Annotated in this window: 14 protein-coding genes and 1 tRNA gene; 9 read left to right on the plus strand and 6 right to left on the minus strand. The window is 63.2% G+C overall.

Annotation, left to right across the window (positions count from 1 at the left end; all coding sequences use genetic code 11):
• The 6 genes from B3H64_RS04180 to B3H64_RS04205 form a co-directional block, all read right to left on the minus strand.
• A complete protein-coding gene (locus B3H64_RS04180; RefSeq protein ID WP_050617599.1) occupies positions 1-315 on the minus strand; it encodes a hypothetical protein in 315 nt (104 codons plus the stop codon).
• A gap of 265 nt (positions 316-580) precedes the next feature.
• Positions 581-1,660, minus strand: coding sequence for a putative glycoside hydrolase (locus B3H64_RS04185; RefSeq protein ID WP_286733227.1), 1,080 nt, complete (start codon positions 1,658-1,660; stop codon positions 581-583).
• Positions 1,661-1,760: 100 nt separating this feature from the next.
• On the minus strand, positions 1,761-2,198 hold the full coding sequence (locus B3H64_RS04190) for a MarR family winged helix-turn-helix transcriptional regulator (RefSeq protein ID WP_050617269.1): 438 nt from the start codon (positions 2,196-2,198) through the stop codon (positions 1,761-1,763).
• A gap of 122 nt (positions 2,199-2,320) precedes the next feature.
• A complete protein-coding gene (locus B3H64_RS04195; RefSeq protein WP_238073677.1) occupies positions 2,321-2,941 on the minus strand; it encodes an S-layer homology domain-containing protein in 621 nt (206 codons plus the stop codon).
• Between the two features lie 103 nt (positions 2,942-3,044).
• A complete protein-coding gene (locus tag B3H64_RS04200; protein ID WP_050617271.1) occupies positions 3,045-3,314 on the minus strand; it encodes a pro-sigmaK processing inhibitor BofA family protein in 270 nt (89 codons plus the stop codon).
• Positions 3,315-3,317: 3 nt separating this feature from the next.
• Entirely contained in the window at positions 3,318-3,566 is a 249-nt protein-coding gene (locus B3H64_RS04205; RefSeq protein ID WP_050617272.1) for a DUF2508 family protein, read from the minus strand.
• Positions 3,567-4,094: 528 nt separating this feature from the next.
• Between B3H64_RS04205 and B3H64_RS04210 the strand changes: the two genes are divergently transcribed.
• The 9 genes from B3H64_RS04210 (at position 4,095) to B3H64_RS04250 (ending at position 16,204) form a co-directional block, all read left to right on the plus strand.
• Positions 4,095-6,080, plus strand: coding sequence for a DNA gyrase/topoisomerase IV subunit B (locus B3H64_RS04210; protein ID WP_238073679.1), 1,986 nt, complete (start codon positions 4,095-4,097; stop codon positions 6,078-6,080).
• A 51-nt stretch (positions 6,081-6,131) separates the two neighbouring features.
• Positions 6,132-7,688 (plus strand): stalk domain-containing protein, encoded by a 1,557-nt coding sequence (locus tag B3H64_RS04215; RefSeq protein WP_286733231.1) that lies wholly within the window; start codon positions 6,132-6,134, stop codon positions 7,686-7,688.
• A 78-nt stretch (positions 7,689-7,766) separates the two neighbouring features.
• Positions 7,767-9,743, plus strand: coding sequence for a hypothetical protein (locus B3H64_RS04220; protein ID WP_286733233.1), 1,977 nt, complete (start codon positions 7,767-7,769; stop codon positions 9,741-9,743).
• Between the two features lie 51 nt (positions 9,744-9,794).
• Positions 9,795-12,038: a DNA gyrase subunit A gene (locus B3H64_RS04225; protein ID WP_286733236.1), complete on the plus strand. Its 2,244-nt coding sequence runs from the start codon at positions 9,795-9,797 to the stop codon at positions 12,036-12,038.
• Between the two features lie 23 nt (positions 12,039-12,061).
• A complete protein-coding gene (locus B3H64_RS04230) occupies positions 12,062-12,934 on the plus strand; it encodes a YitT family protein (protein WP_050617277.1) in 873 nt (290 codons plus the stop codon).
• Positions 12,935-12,958: 24 nt separating this feature from the next.
• Positions 12,959-13,549, plus strand: coding sequence for a lactate utilization protein (locus B3H64_RS04235; RefSeq protein ID WP_050617278.1), 591 nt, complete (start codon positions 12,959-12,961; stop codon positions 13,547-13,549).
• Positions 13,550-13,588: 39 nt separating this feature from the next.
• Positions 13,589-14,719: a hypothetical protein gene (locus B3H64_RS04240; RefSeq protein ID WP_286733238.1), complete on the plus strand. Its 1,131-nt coding sequence runs from the start codon at positions 13,589-13,591 to the stop codon at positions 14,717-14,719.
• Positions 14,720-14,758: 39 nt separating this feature from the next.
• Positions 14,759-14,834, plus strand: a tRNA-Gly gene (locus B3H64_RS04245).
• 200 nt (positions 14,835-15,034) lie between these two features.
• A complete protein-coding gene (locus tag B3H64_RS04250; protein ID WP_050617280.1) occupies positions 15,035-16,204 on the plus strand; it encodes a CaiB/BaiF CoA transferase family protein in 1,170 nt (389 codons plus the stop codon).
• The last annotated feature ends 248 nt before the right edge of the window (positions 16,205-16,452 follow it).

Below are 16,452 nucleotides of genomic sequence, written 5' to 3' on the forward strand. Positions count from 1 at the left end.
TTAGACTCCCACTACCCTTCTGATAATGAGTGCCGCCGCGTCCTCCAACTTTCCTTCCGCCGCCCGGCGAAGGTCATCGCAGGACCGCCGCGTTTCCTCCATGACGGTCTCTGTGTGTTTGGCAGCCGCTTCCTCTGCCCGGGTCATCATCTGTCTGGCCTGGGCCTCGGCATCGGTCCGCGCCGCGGCCACCCGCTCCTTGCCCGCCCGCTCGGCGTCGGACACCAGCTTTTTGGCCGCCTCCACCGCCTCTGCCTTGCGTTGAAGGGCTCTCTGCTCGGTCTCCGTCACCATTTGGACTGCTTCCAGGGACATGTTATCACCGCCTTTCAATCTCGCTTCCATGGTATAATGCCTCCCATGATAATTAGCATCATACCTTATTCCTTTCGGAATTGCAACCTTGCCTTTTGCAGGCTCTTGTGCAGTTTTGTGCATTTTTTCTTCGTACCTAGTTATTTTGTTCCGTTCCACGGAACAGCAGTACCGGTTTTAAAAAGAAGGCGCACGGGATGCCCCGCGCGCCCTTTTTTAGGGTTCCATTTTTTGTTTAACTCATACAAATCCAGCCCTCTTTTTTTCACGGCCAGCACACCCAGCTCCGATCCTTGGCACCGGGCTCATCCTGCACGGACACCAAATGGACCTCCGGCTCCTCGAAGCCCACGGCTTCCAAGCGTTCCACGCACTGTGCCCAGCCGGTTCCGATTCCGCGCACCCAGAGGCGGTCGGCGCTCTGCGCCAGGGCGGCCACGGTCTGACCCGACCGCTCGTCCTTGCCCTTCTCCAGCGTGTCCCGATCGGTAGCCACGGAGAGCCGGACCTCCGGGTAGTCGCTCAGGGCTTCCTCTACTTCCTTGTAGAATTCACCAATGACGGCCGAGAACTGCGCTCTGTCATAGGCGGCGCCCGGCTTGATATAGCCCAGGTTGCCCTGGGTGGGGTAGCCGGCGTTGTCCAGCAGGATCTCGTCAAAGCCCAGGGCGGCCAGTTCGGCGCACACCCCGGCCACATACTGCCGCACCGTCTGGCTGGTGGGGCTGGACCACTTGAGCCCCTCCGGGTCGGTCCAGCGGTAGCCGCTGTTGGTGATAATATTCAGGCTCCGGTCGGCGTCGGAGAGCTTGTCATCCTTAAAGCAGGAGACCCGTGCCACGGTATAGAGCCCTTCCCGGCCGTTGAGCTCCCGGATGGCGGCGTTGCGGTCCGGGTCCGCCGAAGAGGCCCCGGCACGGACGGCCAGATCCAGCGCCGAAACATAGGCCAGGGAGCCATCGTCCCCTTTCATATCAAAGAGGGCGGCCTGCGCCCCGGCCTCCGCCAGCCGGTCCTCCGCAGTGCCGTCGGAAAGGGCCTCCCGGGGCAGCAGGGCGGCGTGGAGGTATTCCGGCGCAGGGGCCTCCGGGGTGACCACCACCACCGTGGGGCTGACCGCCGGGGACTCCCATTCTGCAGAGGGGCTTGCAGAAGGGGTATTTTGTTCCGTCCACGGGAACACCAGCCTTCCCCCCTCAGACGAGTAAACCATAAATTGTTGTAGCCAGAGCAATGCAGCTACCGTCAGCACCAGCACCGCCGCCAACAGGGCGATGATCCATTTCAGTACGCTGCGGAGGGGAGAGCGGCCGCGGTAAGAATCATAGCCGTAATTCTTTCTCATCTCAACTTCATCCTTTGATCGCAAGCGGATGTTCATCGGTCGGGCGGAAGCAGTATATCACGGCGAGCCGCAAAAGGAAAGAGAAGGCTCTTTCCGGCGGCTATTCTGTGGCCTCCCAGGCCAGCAGGGCCTCATCCAGGCGAGACAGCGCCGCGATGATCTGGTCCTTTTCCCTCTCCGTCAGGGTATCCATCACAGAGGAAAAGTATCCCCCCACGTCGGTCTCGGTCTTTTTCCGGAGCTGTTCATACCGGGCGGTGGCGGCCACGTAGATGACCCTGCGGTCCTCACCGGAGCGCTCCCGGCGGGCCAGCTCCAGCTTTTCCAGCCGGTCCACGATGCCGGAGACGGTGGAATTGGCGCTGCCCGTCCGCTCGGCCAGAGCGCTGATGGGCATGGGGCCCTCCTCACCCAGCACGGTGAGCACCAGCGCCTGTGGAAAGGTCAGGTGCAGCCGTCCAAAATGCTCCCGAAAGAGACGGGACATGTGCTGTGTCACCTTGAGGTATCGCATCAGAATATCGCCGGAACCCTTCATGTCTGCCGCTCCCTTCTGGCCGACTGCTTCAAATACGAACAAATCATATCGCTTTCGGGGCTCTTCGTCAATTCGGGCCTAAAAAGATTCATGAAAAGTTAATAAAGCGGGAGCGCCCCTCCTTATCCCACCGCGGGGGTGGTCAGCCGCCGGAGGATGACGGCTAGCTGGGCCCGGCTGGCCGGTCCGCCGGGGTCCAGGCGGTTGCCGTCCCTGCCGGTGATAAGGCCCGCACCCACGGCGTGGGCCATGCCCTCCCGGGCCCAGGTGTGGATGCCGTCCCGGTCGGGATAGATGTCCAGCACACCGGCGGCCAGCTCCAGGCCGGCATACTGGGCGTACCGCCACAGAAAAACGGCGAGCTGCTCCCGGGTGACGATGTCGCCGCCGCCGAAGGAGCCGTCGCCGTACCCTGCGGCGATGCCCTGCTGGGCGCACCAGGCCGCCGCGTCGGCGTAATAGTACCAGCCCTCCACATCGGGGAAGGAGCTCCGGTCCGCCGGGGCGGGGCTGCCCGCCAGCCGCCAGAGCACTGCCGCCACCATACCCCGGGTCACCGGGGTCTCGGGGGAGAAGGTGGTTTCCGACGTGCCGTTCATCAGCCCGTCCCGGGTGACCTTGGTCACCGCGTCGTAGTACCAGGCCCCCGCTGCCACGTCGGTGTAGGAGGCTGCGGCCGCCCCCACCGTCAATCCGGCCGTGAGGGCCAGGGCGAAAAGCGCCGTAAAAAATCCCTGTCGCATGGGATGCACCTCATTTCTGAATCAGTGCACCCATTTTACGACAGGGATTTTACAAAACTGTGAACGCCGGCCCACTTTTTGCGTCCGGGACCGGTCCTGTTTTTTACAGGGCCAAGGCCCAGTGGAGCATCAGCAGCAGGCCGAAGCCGGGCACACCCAGCAGCCCCATCACCAGGGCGTTGGCCAGATTGACCCCCAGGCTCACCCCGATGAGGCCGCCCACAGGGCTGAAGGCCGCCAGCGCGGCCAGCCCCACCCCGGTCCGCAGGCACAGCCGGAGCAGATGCTTCAGGGGGCGGCCCAGCAGGGCCAGCACCCCCACCGCCAGCAGGCCCACCAGGAGCCAGGGCAGGGTATCGGTCATCAGCGTCATGCCTCACCCCTCCCCGCAGCTCTCCATCTCCTTGACCCGCCGGAGCAGGTAGGAATACCGGGCCTGGAGCGAATTGATCTCAAAGACATAGGATTCGATGAGGTCCGGGTCGTGGGTGCTGTTGAAGCCGGCATACGCTTGGCTGATGAGGGTCCGGGTCTGGGCCAGTCCCTCCTTCAGGGCTCGTTTCTCCGACTCCTGCTCGCTCTCCGCCCGTCTGCGGAAGGAAAAGACCCGCGCCGCCTCCGCCATTTGGACCGCCTCCCTTCTGTTTCAATATAGTCTATGGTAAGTTTGGACAATTATGCCATGTCCCATACCAGAAAAATCCGGGCATGCTCTTGCGCACCCCGCGCATACTAGATCCGGGCAGGACAGTCGGGGCTGAAAGTCGAACGCGCTTTGCCCCGCAGCCGCATTTCCTTCTAAGCCGGTGCCGGGCGACACGGAACCGCCGCTCTGACGGGCGGAGGGAATCCAAAGACCGCCCTCAGGCGAAAGGCGGAAGGACGGCCGGCGCATTGGGAGACGTTTTTTAAAACCCAACCCCAAAGCAGCCGCACGCCTGTCCGGATTTAAGAGGTCCTCCCCCGCGAGACGATTTTGTCAGGCGGAAGGACGCAGGACCGCAACGCGCCGCAGGAAGATTCCTGCGGCGCGCTTTTTCGTCCCGCCTTCCGCGAAGCCGTGGTTTTTTTGTAGCCCGCCTTTCCTTGACACATTGCTGTCAAATGGGATACACTATATCTTGAGTTATTATGGAAATGTGAGGAGAGTCCCATGCCAAAAAGCGCCAAGCAGTACGGCAACGAATCCATCTCCGCCCTGAAGGGGGCCGACCGGGTCCGCAAGCGGCCCGGGGTCATCTTCGGCTCCGACGGGCTGGAGGGGTGCGAGCACGCCGTATTCGAGATTTTGTCCAACGCCATCGACGAAGCCCGGGAGGGCCACGGCAGCCTCATCACCGTTACCCGCTACGAGGACAAGTCCATCGAGGTGGAGGACTTCGGCCGGGGCTGCCCAGTGGACTGGAACGAGAAGGAGCAGAAGTACAACTGGGAGCTGGTGTTCTGTGAGCTGTACGCCGGCGGCAAATACAACACCAACGACGGCGACAACTATGAATATTCCCTGGGCCTCAACGGTCTGGGCTCCTGCGCCACCCAGTACGCCTCGGAGTACTTCGACGCCGTCATCCACCGGGACGGCCTGGAGTACACCCTCCACTTCGAGAAGGGAGAGAACATCGGCGGGCTGCAGAAGGCCCCCCACAGCGGGAAAAAGACCGGCTCGAAATTCCGCTGGAAGCCGGACCTGGAGGTCTTTACCGACATCGACATTCCGGTGGACTACTATCGGGACGTTCTCAAGCGGCAGGCGGTGGTCAATGCCGGAGTCACCTTTCGGTTCCGCAATCAGGCCGGCGGCAAGTTCGAGACCACCGAATTCCGGTATGAAAACGGCATTGTGGACTACGTCTCCGAGCTGGCGGGGGAAAATCCTCTCACCGCCCCGGTGTTCTGGCAGGCCGAGCGGAAGGGCCGGGACCGGGCGGACAAGCCGGAATATAAGGTAAAGCTGTCGGTGTCCTTCTGCTTCTCCAACACGGTGCAGGTCATCGAGCACTACCACAACTCCTCCTGGCTGGAGCACGGCGGCAGTCCGGAGAAGGCGGTGAAATCGGCCTTCGTCTCGGCCATCGACGGCTATCTGAAGGCCCAGGGCAAGTACCAGAAGAGCGAGAGCAAGATCACCTGGAACGACATCCAGGACTGCCTGGTACTGGTCAGCAACAACTTTTCCACCCAAACCTCCTATGAAAATCAGACCAAGAAGGCCATCAACAACAAGTTCATCCAGGACGCCATGACCGAGTTCCTCAAGAGTCAGATGGAGGTCTACTTCATTGAAAACCCCTTCGACGCGGGGAAGATCGCCGAGCAGGTGCTCATCAACAAGCGCTCCCGGGAGTCGGCGGAGAAGGCCCGCCTCAACATCAAAAAGAAGCTGTCGGGCAGTCTGGACATCGCCAACCGGGTGCAGAAATTTGTGGACTGCCGCAGCAAGGACACCGAGCGACGGGAGCTCTACATCGTGGAGGGCGACTCGGCTCTGGGCAGCGTCAAGCTCTCCCGGGACGCGGAGTTCCAGGGCATCATGCCCGTCCGGGGCAAGATCCTCAACTGCCTCAAGGCCGACTACGCCAAAATCTTCAAAAGTGAGATCATCACCGACCTTCTGAAGGTCATGGGATGCGGGGTGGAGGTCAACGACCGCCACGCCAAGGACATGGCGGCCTTTGACCTGATGAACCTGCGCTGGAGCAAGATCGTCATCTGCACCGACGCCGACGTGGACGGCTTCCAGATCCGCACCCTGATTCTCACCATGCTCTACCGGCTCACCCCCACCCTGATCCAGCGGGGGTACGTCTACATCGCGGAATCCCCCCTGTACGAGATCAATTATAAGGAAAAGACCTGGTTTGCTTACTCGGACAAGGAGAAAAACGATATCCTCGGCGGGGAGCTCCGGGATAAGAAGTGCATCATCAACCGCTCCAAGGGTCTGGGCGAGAATGAGCCGGAGATGATGTGGCTGACCACCATGAATCCGGCCACCCGGCGGCTCATCCGGGTCATGCCTGAGGACGTAACCCGTACCGCCCAGGTCTTCGACCTGCTGCTGGGCGACAACCTCACCGGCCGCAAAACCCACATCGCCGACAACGGCTACAAATACCTGGAGCTGGCCGATATCTCCTGAACCCCCGCACCGCTTCCGTCCCCGCGATCACGATCCATAAGGAGGCACCCCATGAAAAAGCGATTTTTGTCCCTGCTGCTGGCTCTGTCCCTGTCCCTCTCCATTCCCTCCTTTGCCGCAGGAGCCGCCGGCCCGACGCCCCCCGCCTGGTGTCCGGCGGAGGAATACGCGGTGTTTGCAAACAGCCAGGCCTACAAAGGCGATACCTGGAGCAAGATCCTCTCCCTGCGGGAGGACGCGGCGGCGGGCAATCTGGCTCCCACCAGCAGCTCCAGCACCGTGCTGTACAACCGCCAGAGGGAGCTGAAAAAATCCAACGACCCCGGCGTGCGCTTCGAGCTGGGGCTCATCGACGTGAAGTACACCCTCAACGCCGCAGCCCAGGGGAAGACCGTCGGGATCTCCTCCGATTTCGAGATGGCCGCCTACTACGGCAAGGGAGATGAGCCCGCCTGCTATCTGGCCTACCTCTGGAACGCCCGGTCCAAGCTGTGGACCCATGACCTGACCACCGGGCTGGAAGGAGCCCTTGGCTATTATGCGGCCTCGGTGGCATATCTCTTCCCCTACGCATCATTCACCATGGACCAGATCCTGAACTGGGGGCAGGCCAACGGCGTGTCCGCCGAGCGGCTGGCCTATGCCAAAAGCCTCCTTTTCGTCACCCTGGACGGCGACTTGGTCCATCCCCGTTCCGTCCGCATCAGCGCCGACGCTGTGGACACCACCACCGCCCAGACCCGGAACCAGCGCACCATGGTCCCGATTCGTCGCCTGGCCGAGCTCATGGGAGCCACAGTGGACTATGACGCCAGCTCCCGGCAGATCACCATTCGGCGGGCCGCCGACACCTTCGTCATGACCCTGGACCGCACGGAGGCCCTGCGCAATGGCGAGCCGTTCCAGATGGATGTGGCTCCCTACGCCGAGAACAACCGCACATACATCCCCATCCGGTATATCGCCGAATGTTTTGGCCAGAGCGTGGAGTGGAACGGCGGCCAGCAGCATGTGGTCATACAGGAGGACAAGTCTGTGGCAGGCGACTCGAATCTGGAGGCCTGGGCCCTGGCCATGGGTGCGCTGCTCAACTATGAAAATAACCCCCAGGAGGCGCACCTTTTCGGCGGCAAGCGCCGCTTTGGCGCCAACCCCGTGGGGGGCGTGGTATCCAACCGGCTGGAGACCACCGGGCCCGACTTTGGCCGGCAGATTCTGGCCGATAGCTGGGGCATCACCGACCGGGAGGCCCTGATCGCTGCCGTCGGGACCCTGGTCCAGTCGCTCGACCAGACCTACCCCGCCTGGGACCTGTTCCGGGTAAGCCATCTGGCACAGTGGGGCTATCTGGCCGGTTACGTGACCTATTATGAAGCCCTGGAGCTGGTGGAGCCCGCCGCGCAGGCCCTGTGCGACCAGTTCTCTGCCTGGGAAGCGGCCTATGAAAATTATCTGGAGGGCTGGTGTGCCTGGAGCGGTCAGGACGCCGCCGACGTGTGGCAGACCAGCCGCGGCCTGCTTTATCGGGAAATGCGCGCCACCCCGGATATGGCCCGCCTTCTGGACGACAATCTGTTCCAGACCGGCGTCGTCCCCCTCCCCGGATGAAGATAGCGGTCATCCATGGAAATCGGGCCGCTGAAAGCGGCAGCTCCGGCTTCTCATTTTAACAAAGGAGGCTTACTTATGAAAAAAACATTCCTGTCCCTGCTGCTGGCCCTGTCCCTGACCCTCTCCCTGGCCGTGCCCGTCCTGGCTTATGAGGGCGAAAACACCGACCCGGAATGGGTGGCCTGGAAGACCCAGTGGCTGGCCGCTCACCCTGAGGAGGCGGCCGCCTTCGACGCCGACGCCTATTTTGAAAACGAGTACCTGTCCGACTGGTGGTACTCCTCCAAGGAGGAGTTTATGGCCGATTGGGGTCTGGAGACCGAGCAGGATTTCTGCGATTTCATGCGGGACGACTGGCTGGCCGGTATGCAGGCCGACGAGGCGCGTCAGACCTGGATGGACCAGTACGAATCCGCCCATCCCGGCGCCCTCAGCGCCTTTGACCCCGACGCCTGGTTCCAGGCACACTACTATGAGGACCCGAAGCAGGCGTTCATGGCGGAGTGGGGACTGGAGACCCAGGACGCCTTCAAGGACTTCATGCTGGACGACTATGTGGACACCCTCATCGCCCAGGAGGAGCGCCAGGCCATGCTGGACGAGTTCGAGGCCGCCCATCCCGGCGTCATCGCCGCCTTCGATGCCGACGCCTATTTTGAGGAAAATTATAGCTGGTGGTCCGGCGGCAAGGAGGACTACATGCGCTGGATGGACCTGGCCGCTGAAGAGGACTTCCGGCAGGATATGCTGGACGATATGATCTACAGCATGGCCTGGAGCCAGTCCTGGGAGGACACCCGCAACGAGGAGATCCTCGCCATGGGCGGGGTGCCCGGCCAGTTGGGCGTCATGGTGGACGGTACTTACCTCTCCTTCCCTCAGGACAAACCGCCCTATGCGGTGGACGGCGTCACTTACGTCTACGCCGACGCGCTGAACGCCGCCATCGGCTCGTCGGCAACCGGCGGCGCGGACGGGTACGTCCCCCTGCGCGACGCGGCCGTGGCCGCGGGCTACGAGGTGTTCTGGGACGACGCCTATCAGACCGTGGTCCTCCTTGATCGGGCAGGCTTTATCGCGGAGACCGACGCCCGCTTTACCGTTCTGAACCGCGCCCTGGCCGCCTGGGCCCCGGAGGATGGGAAGAACTATCAGTCCGCCGTGGACATCACCGCCGGATATACCAAGTTCAACTCCCTGGACGGGGACCAGACCTGGACCATGAGCGCCGCGCTCACCGCCCTGTCCGGTGCCGCCGGCGTGGAGCTCAGCGGCTCCTATGACCTGTCCTCTCTGATGGACATTCTGAAGGCCGCCAATCCCTCTCTCACCCAATCCACGGACGACGCCCTACCGGGGCAGTACAGCGCCCTGCTGAAGGGGGACTTCGGCGCCCGGCTGGACCAGGAGAACGAGATGCTCTATCTGCGCATGTCCCTGTTCTCCTCCCTGTTCTCCATCCTGGGCAAGCCGTACCCCAAGGACGTGTGGATCTCCCAGTCCCTGGAGGGCTATCTGGACCTGAGTCCGGACGTTACCCCCACCGTGGGCGGTTATCTCTACCTGCTGAGCGGCCCCGATGCCAACGGGTACTCCTATGCCCGCAGCTACCAGTATCTGACCGAGGCCGCCGACACCCTGGCCGCCCTGGTGGGCGACGACCGCTTTGTACAGAAGGGCCGGGACTCCGTGCTCACCCTGAGCAAGGAGGACCTGGGCGACCTGCTGGCGGAGAGCGGCTCCTATTCCACCGCGGAGGATATCCGGGAGTTTGCCCTCACTCTCACCGTGAAAGCCGATGGCACCGTCACCGGCAGTCTGGTCTACCGCCCCGAGCCCTACTCCGCTTATTCCACCGAGGGCCGCATCACCGCGGGCTGGTCCCTGGCCCTCTCCGGCAGTGAGATCGAGCTGGAGTACCACGTCAAGAATGAGGGCGTGCTCCGCCTGACCGTCACCGCTTCCACCAAGACCACCTCCGCCGCGCCCGCCGTCACCCCGCCCGAGGGCGCCGCCGTCCTCCCGGCCGAGGACCTGTGGAACCTGGAGTGAGCCTCCGGCCCCCGCGCGCCCGGAAATCCACCGAACGAGGAATTGATACCAATGGCTAAGAAAAAGAAGCCGGACGACGAGGTCAAGCACCGCCCGGCCGATCCCAATGTGATGGGCCTGCATCCCGAGGTGCTGGAGCAGCCCATCACCGAGACCCTGGAAATCAACTACATGCCCTACGCCATGAGCGTCATCGTCTCCCGGGCCATCCCGGAGATCGACGGCTTCAAGCCCTCCCACCGCAAGCTGCTGTACACCATGTACACCATGAAGCTGCTGGGGGGTGCCCGGACCAAGAGCGCCAACATCGTGGGCCAGACCATGAAGCTCAACCCCCACGGCGACGCCGCCATCTACGACACCATGGTCCGCCTCAGCCGGGGCTACGGGGCCCTGCTGCACCCTCTGGTGGACTCCAAGGGCAACTTCGGCAAGGTCTACTCCCGGGACATGGCCTGGGCCGCCAGCCGGTACACCGAGGCCCGGCTGGACCCCATCTGCGCCGAGCTGTTCCGGGACATCGACCAGGACACGGTGGACTTCACTCCCAACTACGACGGCTCCCTGATGGAGCCCACCCTGCTGCCCACCACCTTTCCCAACCTGCTGGTGTCCTCCAACATGGGCATCGCCGTGGGCATGGCCTCCAACATCTGCGGCTTCAACCTGGGCGAGGTGTGTGACACCACCGTGGCCTACCTGAAAAACCCCGGCCACGACCTCATGTCCACCCTGAAGGCCCCCGATTTCCCCACCGGCGGCGAGCTGCTCTACGACGCAGACGAGCTGTCCGCCATCTACCGTACCGGGCGGGGGTCCTTCAAGGTGCGGGCCAAGTGGCGGTATGTGAAGGATGAGAATCTCATCGAGATCTACGAGATCCCCTACTCCACCACAGCCGAGGCCATCATGGACAAGGTGGCCGAGCTGGTCAAGACGGGCAAGCTGCGGGAAATCGCCGATATGCGGGATGAGACCGACCTGAACGGTCTGAAGCTGACCATTGATCTCAAGCGCGGCACCGATCCGGACAAGCTGATGCAGAAGCTCTACCGCATGACCCCCCTGCGGGACTCCTTCTCCTGCAACTTCAACATTCTCATCGCCGGGATGCCCCGGGTCATGGGGGTGCGGGAGATCTTGGAGGAGTGGACCGCCTGGCGCATGGAGGGCGTGCGCCGCCGGACCTATTTCGTCCTGAAAAAGCGGGAGGAAAAGCTCCACCTGCTCCAGGGCCTGCAAAAGATCCTGCTGGATATCGACCGGGCCATCCGGATCATCCGTGAGACCGAGGAGGACGCCGAGGTCGTCCCCAACCTGATGATCGGCTTCGGCATTGACCAGGTCCAGGCCGAATACGTGGCGGATATCCGCCTGCGCAACATCAACAAGGAGTATATCCTGCGGCGGACCGAGGAAACCTCTTCCTTGGAGGACGAGATCGCCGACCTGCGGGACCTGGTCAACGACCCGGGCCGCATCAAGCAGGTCATCATCGGGGAACTGGAGGCCGTCAAGAAGAAGTACGCCCAGCCCCGCCGGACCGGGATCGTCTACGAGCACGAGTCCGAGACGGCGGAGCCGGTTGCCGACGTGCCCGATTACCCCGTCCACATCTTTCTCTCCCGGGAGGGCTACTTTAAAAAGATCACCCCCGCCTCCCTGCGCATGTCCTCGGAGCAGAAGTACAAGGAGGGGGACGGCCCCTTCCTCCAGTGGGAAGGGAGCAACCGGGACGAGCTGCTGGTCTTTACCGACCGCCAGCAGTGCTACAAGGCGTGGCTGTCCGACTTCGACGACGCCAAGGCCAGCGTACTGGGGGACTACCTGCCCACCAAGCTGGGCTTTGACGAGGGGGAGAGTCCCCTGTGGGCGGTGGTCACCGGCGACTTCGCCGGCCACATCCTCTTCTTCTTCGAAAACGGCAAGGCGGCCCGGGTGGAGCTGTCCGCCTATCAGACCCAGACCAAGCGAAAAAAGCTGACGGGGGCCTACTCCGACAAGAGCCCTCTGGTCACCGCCCTGCTGCTCAAGGAGGATCTGGAGATGGCCGTTACCTCCACGGAGGGCCGGTGCCTCATCTTCCACACCGCCTCCCTGGCGCCCAAATCCACCCGCGCCACCCAGGGGGTCAACGTGATGACCCTCAAGCCCAAGTATCAGGTGGCTGACGCCCGCCCCCTGGCCGACACGCCCATCGTCAACGCCGCCCGCTACCGGGCCCGCTCCCTCCCGGTGGCGGGAGCCCTGCTGAAGGAGGAGGACCGGGGCGAGGAGCAGATGACCCTGCTGTAACACATTCAGAACCGAGGTAACCCATGAAGCAGCGTGTATACAAGACTTTCACCGCCTATCTCTGGCTCACCCTGGCCAGCGCGGTCTACGCGCTGGGCTTCAACTGGTGCTATGCCCCCAACCTCATCGGCTTCGGCGGCATCACCGGCGTGGCTCAGATCATCCATTCGGCTCTGCCCTGGGCCCCCATCGGCACGGTGGTTATCCTGCTGAACATCCCCCTGTTCCTGCTGGGCTGGCGGTTCATCGGCGGCCACCTGCTGGTGACCAGCCTGTACGCCATGTTTGTCTCCTCCCTGATGATCGACGGCATGACCGCTCTGGCGGGTCCCTTCCGACCCATGGAGCCCCTGCTGGCCTGCATCTACGGCGGCGTGCTCATGGGCGCTTCCCTGGGTGTGGTGTTCCTTCAGGGGGCTACCACCGGGGGCACCGATCTCATCGCCCGCCTCCTGAAGCTCCGTCTGGCCTGGCTGCCCATGGGCAAGCTGCTGATGGTCATCGACCTGGTGGTCATCGTGGCGGTGGCCGTCGCCTTCGGCAACCTGAACAGCGCCCTGTACGGCCTGGTGGCCCTGTATATCTCCACGCTGGTCATGGATATGGTGCTCTACGGGCTGGACAACGCCAAGGTGGCCTACATCATCAGTGACCGCCACCGGGAGATCTCCGACGCCATCATCCGGGACATCGACCGGGGCGTCACCATCCTGCACGGGGAGGGCGCCTATTCCGGGGCGGAGAAGAAGGTGCTGCTGGTGGCCTTCAAGCAGCGGCAGATCGTGGCCATCAAGCGGCTGGTGAAGGAGCTGGACCCCGCCGCCTTCATCATCGTGTGCGAGGCCCACGAGGTCCTGGGCGACGGCTTTCGGGACTACAAGCAAAACGACATCTGATCTTAATCCAGGAGGAACATGACTATGGCTGATCTGGAAAAACTGAAGCAGAACCTGCAGAAAAACGGCTTTGAAGTGACCCACTTCGCCACCGCCGCCCAGGCCGCCGACTATCTGGACGACCAGATCGACGGCAAGACGGTGGGCGTGGGCGGCTCCATCACCGTGCTGGAGATGGGCCTGGCCGAGCGGCTGCGCACCCACAATACCCTGCACTGGCACTGGACTGGGGACGGCGACCAGGCCGCCGCCGCCACCTGCCAGGTATACCTGTCCTCGGTGAACGGCGCGGCGGAGACCGGCGAGCTCATCAACATCGACGGCAACGGCAACCGGGTCTCCTCCGGACTGTACGGGCACGAGAAGGTCTACTTTATCATCGGCGTCAACAAGGTGGCTCCGGACTACGAATCGGCCCTGTGGCGGGCACGGAACATTGCCGCCCCCAAGAATGCCCAGCGCCTGCAGCGCAAGACCCCCTGCGCCGCCAAGGGAGACCGGTGCTACAACTGCTCCAGCCCGGAGCGCATCTGCGCGGCCCTGGTGGTCTATTGGAAGAAGCCCACGTCCATGGATTTTGAGGTTGTGCTGGTGGACGAGCCCCTGGGCTACTGAGGCCCGGGCCCACCCGATACATAAGAGGAGGCAGAGCCCTTGAAAACGCGGATATTGGCCCTGGCGCTCTGCCTGTCTCTGCTGTTGACGGGCTGCGAGGCCATGCTCCACGGGGAGTACCTGACGGTGGAGCCCCACAGCATGCTCTCCGCCGCCGAGGACGACTCCTCGGTCATCCGGGTGGAGAACTACCAGGAGCTGGTCAGTGGCATCCTCAGCCTGGTCTCCGCCTGTCAGGAGCAGGGCGTCATCCAGCTCAGCAACTACAACACCCGGGATGTGGAAGCCGACCTGACCGCCGCCTGTCTGGAGGTGAGCCATGAGGACCCACTGGGAGCCTATGCGGTGGACTACATCAAGCACGAATTCTCCCGCATCCTCACCTACTATCAGGCCACCATCACCATCGGCTACCGCCGTACCCTGGAGCAGATCCGCAGCGTCGTCCCCGTCACCGGCTCCAGCGCCATCCGCAGCGAGGTCCAGGGGGCCCTGGCCCAATTTCAGCCGGAGGCGGTACTGCGGGTGACTTACTTCAATGAGGACGAGGACTACATCCGCGCCCTGGCCCTCCAGGCCTATTATGACACCCCGGCGGCCGCCTTCGGCATGCCGGAGCTGTCCGTGGCCATCTACCCGGACGCGGGCTACCAGCGTATTGTGGAGATTTCCTTTACCTACGCCGAGCCGGTGGAGGCCCTGCGCCTTAAAAGCGCCCAGCTCCAAGAGGCCGCCCGGGAGGTGGCCCAGCCCGCCGTCAGCCGGAATTTCCGGGGCCGGCTGCTGCTCTCTGCCCTGTTTGGAGCTCTATTGGACCACCGGGCTGCCCTGGAAGCCGCCGCGCCGGAGGAGAGCGGCTCCCTTGTCCCGTCCTCCTGGCCCTACGCCGCCCTGGTGGAGGGCGCCCCGGACAGCGAGGCGCTTGCCCTGGCCTTCCAACTGCTGTGCGACACAGTGGGGGCCGAATGCACCGTGGTCCGGGGCACTCTGGACGGACAGGAGCACTTCTGGAACATCGTCACCGTGGACGGAAGCCACCGCCATGTGGACGCCTCACTGGGCCGGGACGGCTTCTATCTGACCGACCAGGATTACCAGGCCCTCTCCGGGGCCGAGTGGAGCGCAGAGGATTACCCCGCCTGCGGCGAAAAAATTGAATTTACCCCTTGACAATTGCGGCGTATTTTCTTATAATATATCACGTCGCTTGCAGGTGTAGCTCATCTGGTAGAGCGCCACCTTGCCAAGGTGGAGGTAGCGAGTTCGAGCCTCGTCACCTGCTCCACGTCGCCGCGGACTTTCCATTGTCCACGGCGACTTTTTTATTGAAAATTTGTCGCTTCCTCCTTCCGTTCCTCCTCCCCCCATCAAACCCGCTGCACTGGGCTTTGATGGGGGGCTGTCCTCTTTTCTTTTGCTCCGCCGGATTGACGCGGGCTGAAACTTTCCGTATACTGGAAGCATCAAGAAAAGGGAGGCTTTTTTATGGGTGCTCTGGACGGACTCAAGATTCTGGACTTTTCCACACTTCTCCCCGGCCCCTACGCCACCCTGCTGCTGGCGGACCTGGGAGCCGAGGTCCTCAAGGTCAGCGGCCGGGACAAATACGACCTGGTGGTCCACTGGCCCCCGGAGATCGAGGGCTCCGGCACCACCGCGGCGGCGGCCTGGCTGGGTCGCAACAAAAAGACCATCTTTTTGAATTTGAAGAAGCCCTCCGCCGTAGAGGCGGTAAAGCGGCTCATTCTGGAGTATGACATCCTGGTGGAGCAGTTCCGCCCCGGCGTCATGGCCAAGCTGGGCCTGGACTATGAGACTCTCAGGGGGGTCAACCCGCGGCTCATCTACTGCTCCCTCACCGGGTACGGACAGACCGGCCCCCTGAGCCCCCGGGCCGGGCACGACATCAACTACATGTCCCGCTCGGGGGTCATGGCCTCGGCGGGCCGGAAGGCCACCGGCCCGGTGCTCACCAACATGCAGGTGGCTGATGTGGCCGTGGGCTCCATGAACAGCGTGGTGGGCATCCTGGCGGCGGTCCACCACCGGGACGTCACCGGCCGGGGCCAGTACATCGACGTGGCCATGCTGGACGGCATGGTGCCCTTCAACTCCATGGACGGCGCCTGCTTCCTGGCCGGCGCCCCCGCCCCGGAGCGGGAGAGCCAGATGCTCAACGGCGGGGAGGTCTACGACTTTTATGAGACCTCCGACGGCGGCTACATGAGCGTAGGCTCCCTGGAGCCCAAGTTTTTTGCCGACCTGTGCCGGGGGCTGGGCCGTCCTGAGTGGGCCGATGGGCGGATTCGGAAGGCCGACCTGCCCCTGGTAAAAGAGACCTTCCGGGACATCTTCCGGACCAAGAGCCGGGACGAGTGGACGGAGCTCTTCTCCCATTACGACGCCTGCGTGGAGCCGGTGCTGACGCTGGCGGAGGCGGCGGCGGACGCGCACATCAACGCCCGCGGACTGGTGCCCGACGTCCCTCTGCCCCTGGCGGAGGGCCGGACCGTGCGGCAGCTCGGCTGCCCCATCAAGCTGTCCGACTGTCCCGCCGCGTACCGTCACGCGGGGTACCCGGAGGGCTGGCACACCGAAGCGGTGCTGACCGGCCTGGGGTACACCGCAGAGGAAATTCGGGACCTGAGCGAATAGAAGCAGAGCGCGCGGCGCGGGAACTTCTTCCCGCGCCGCCTCTTTTTGCCGTTCCGCGCCGGGCCAGAGGACGGATAAAACTTTTTCGAACAAGTTTTGAGAATCCTGTATGAAAATCATGTGCTCGTTCGTTACGAGGGTAGAAGGCCCCGCAGAGGCCCCCATACGAAGGAGGATGATTCCCATGAAAAGAAAAACGGCAAGATGCACCGCGCTGTCCCTGCTCCTGGCCCTGGCGCTCGCCACGG

This window comes from Intestinimonas sp. UBA1698, assembly GCF_002320075.1.
GTDB classification, from domain to species: domain Bacteria; phylum Bacillota; class Clostridia; order Oscillospirales; family Oscillospiraceae; genus Intestinimonas; species Intestinimonas massiliensis.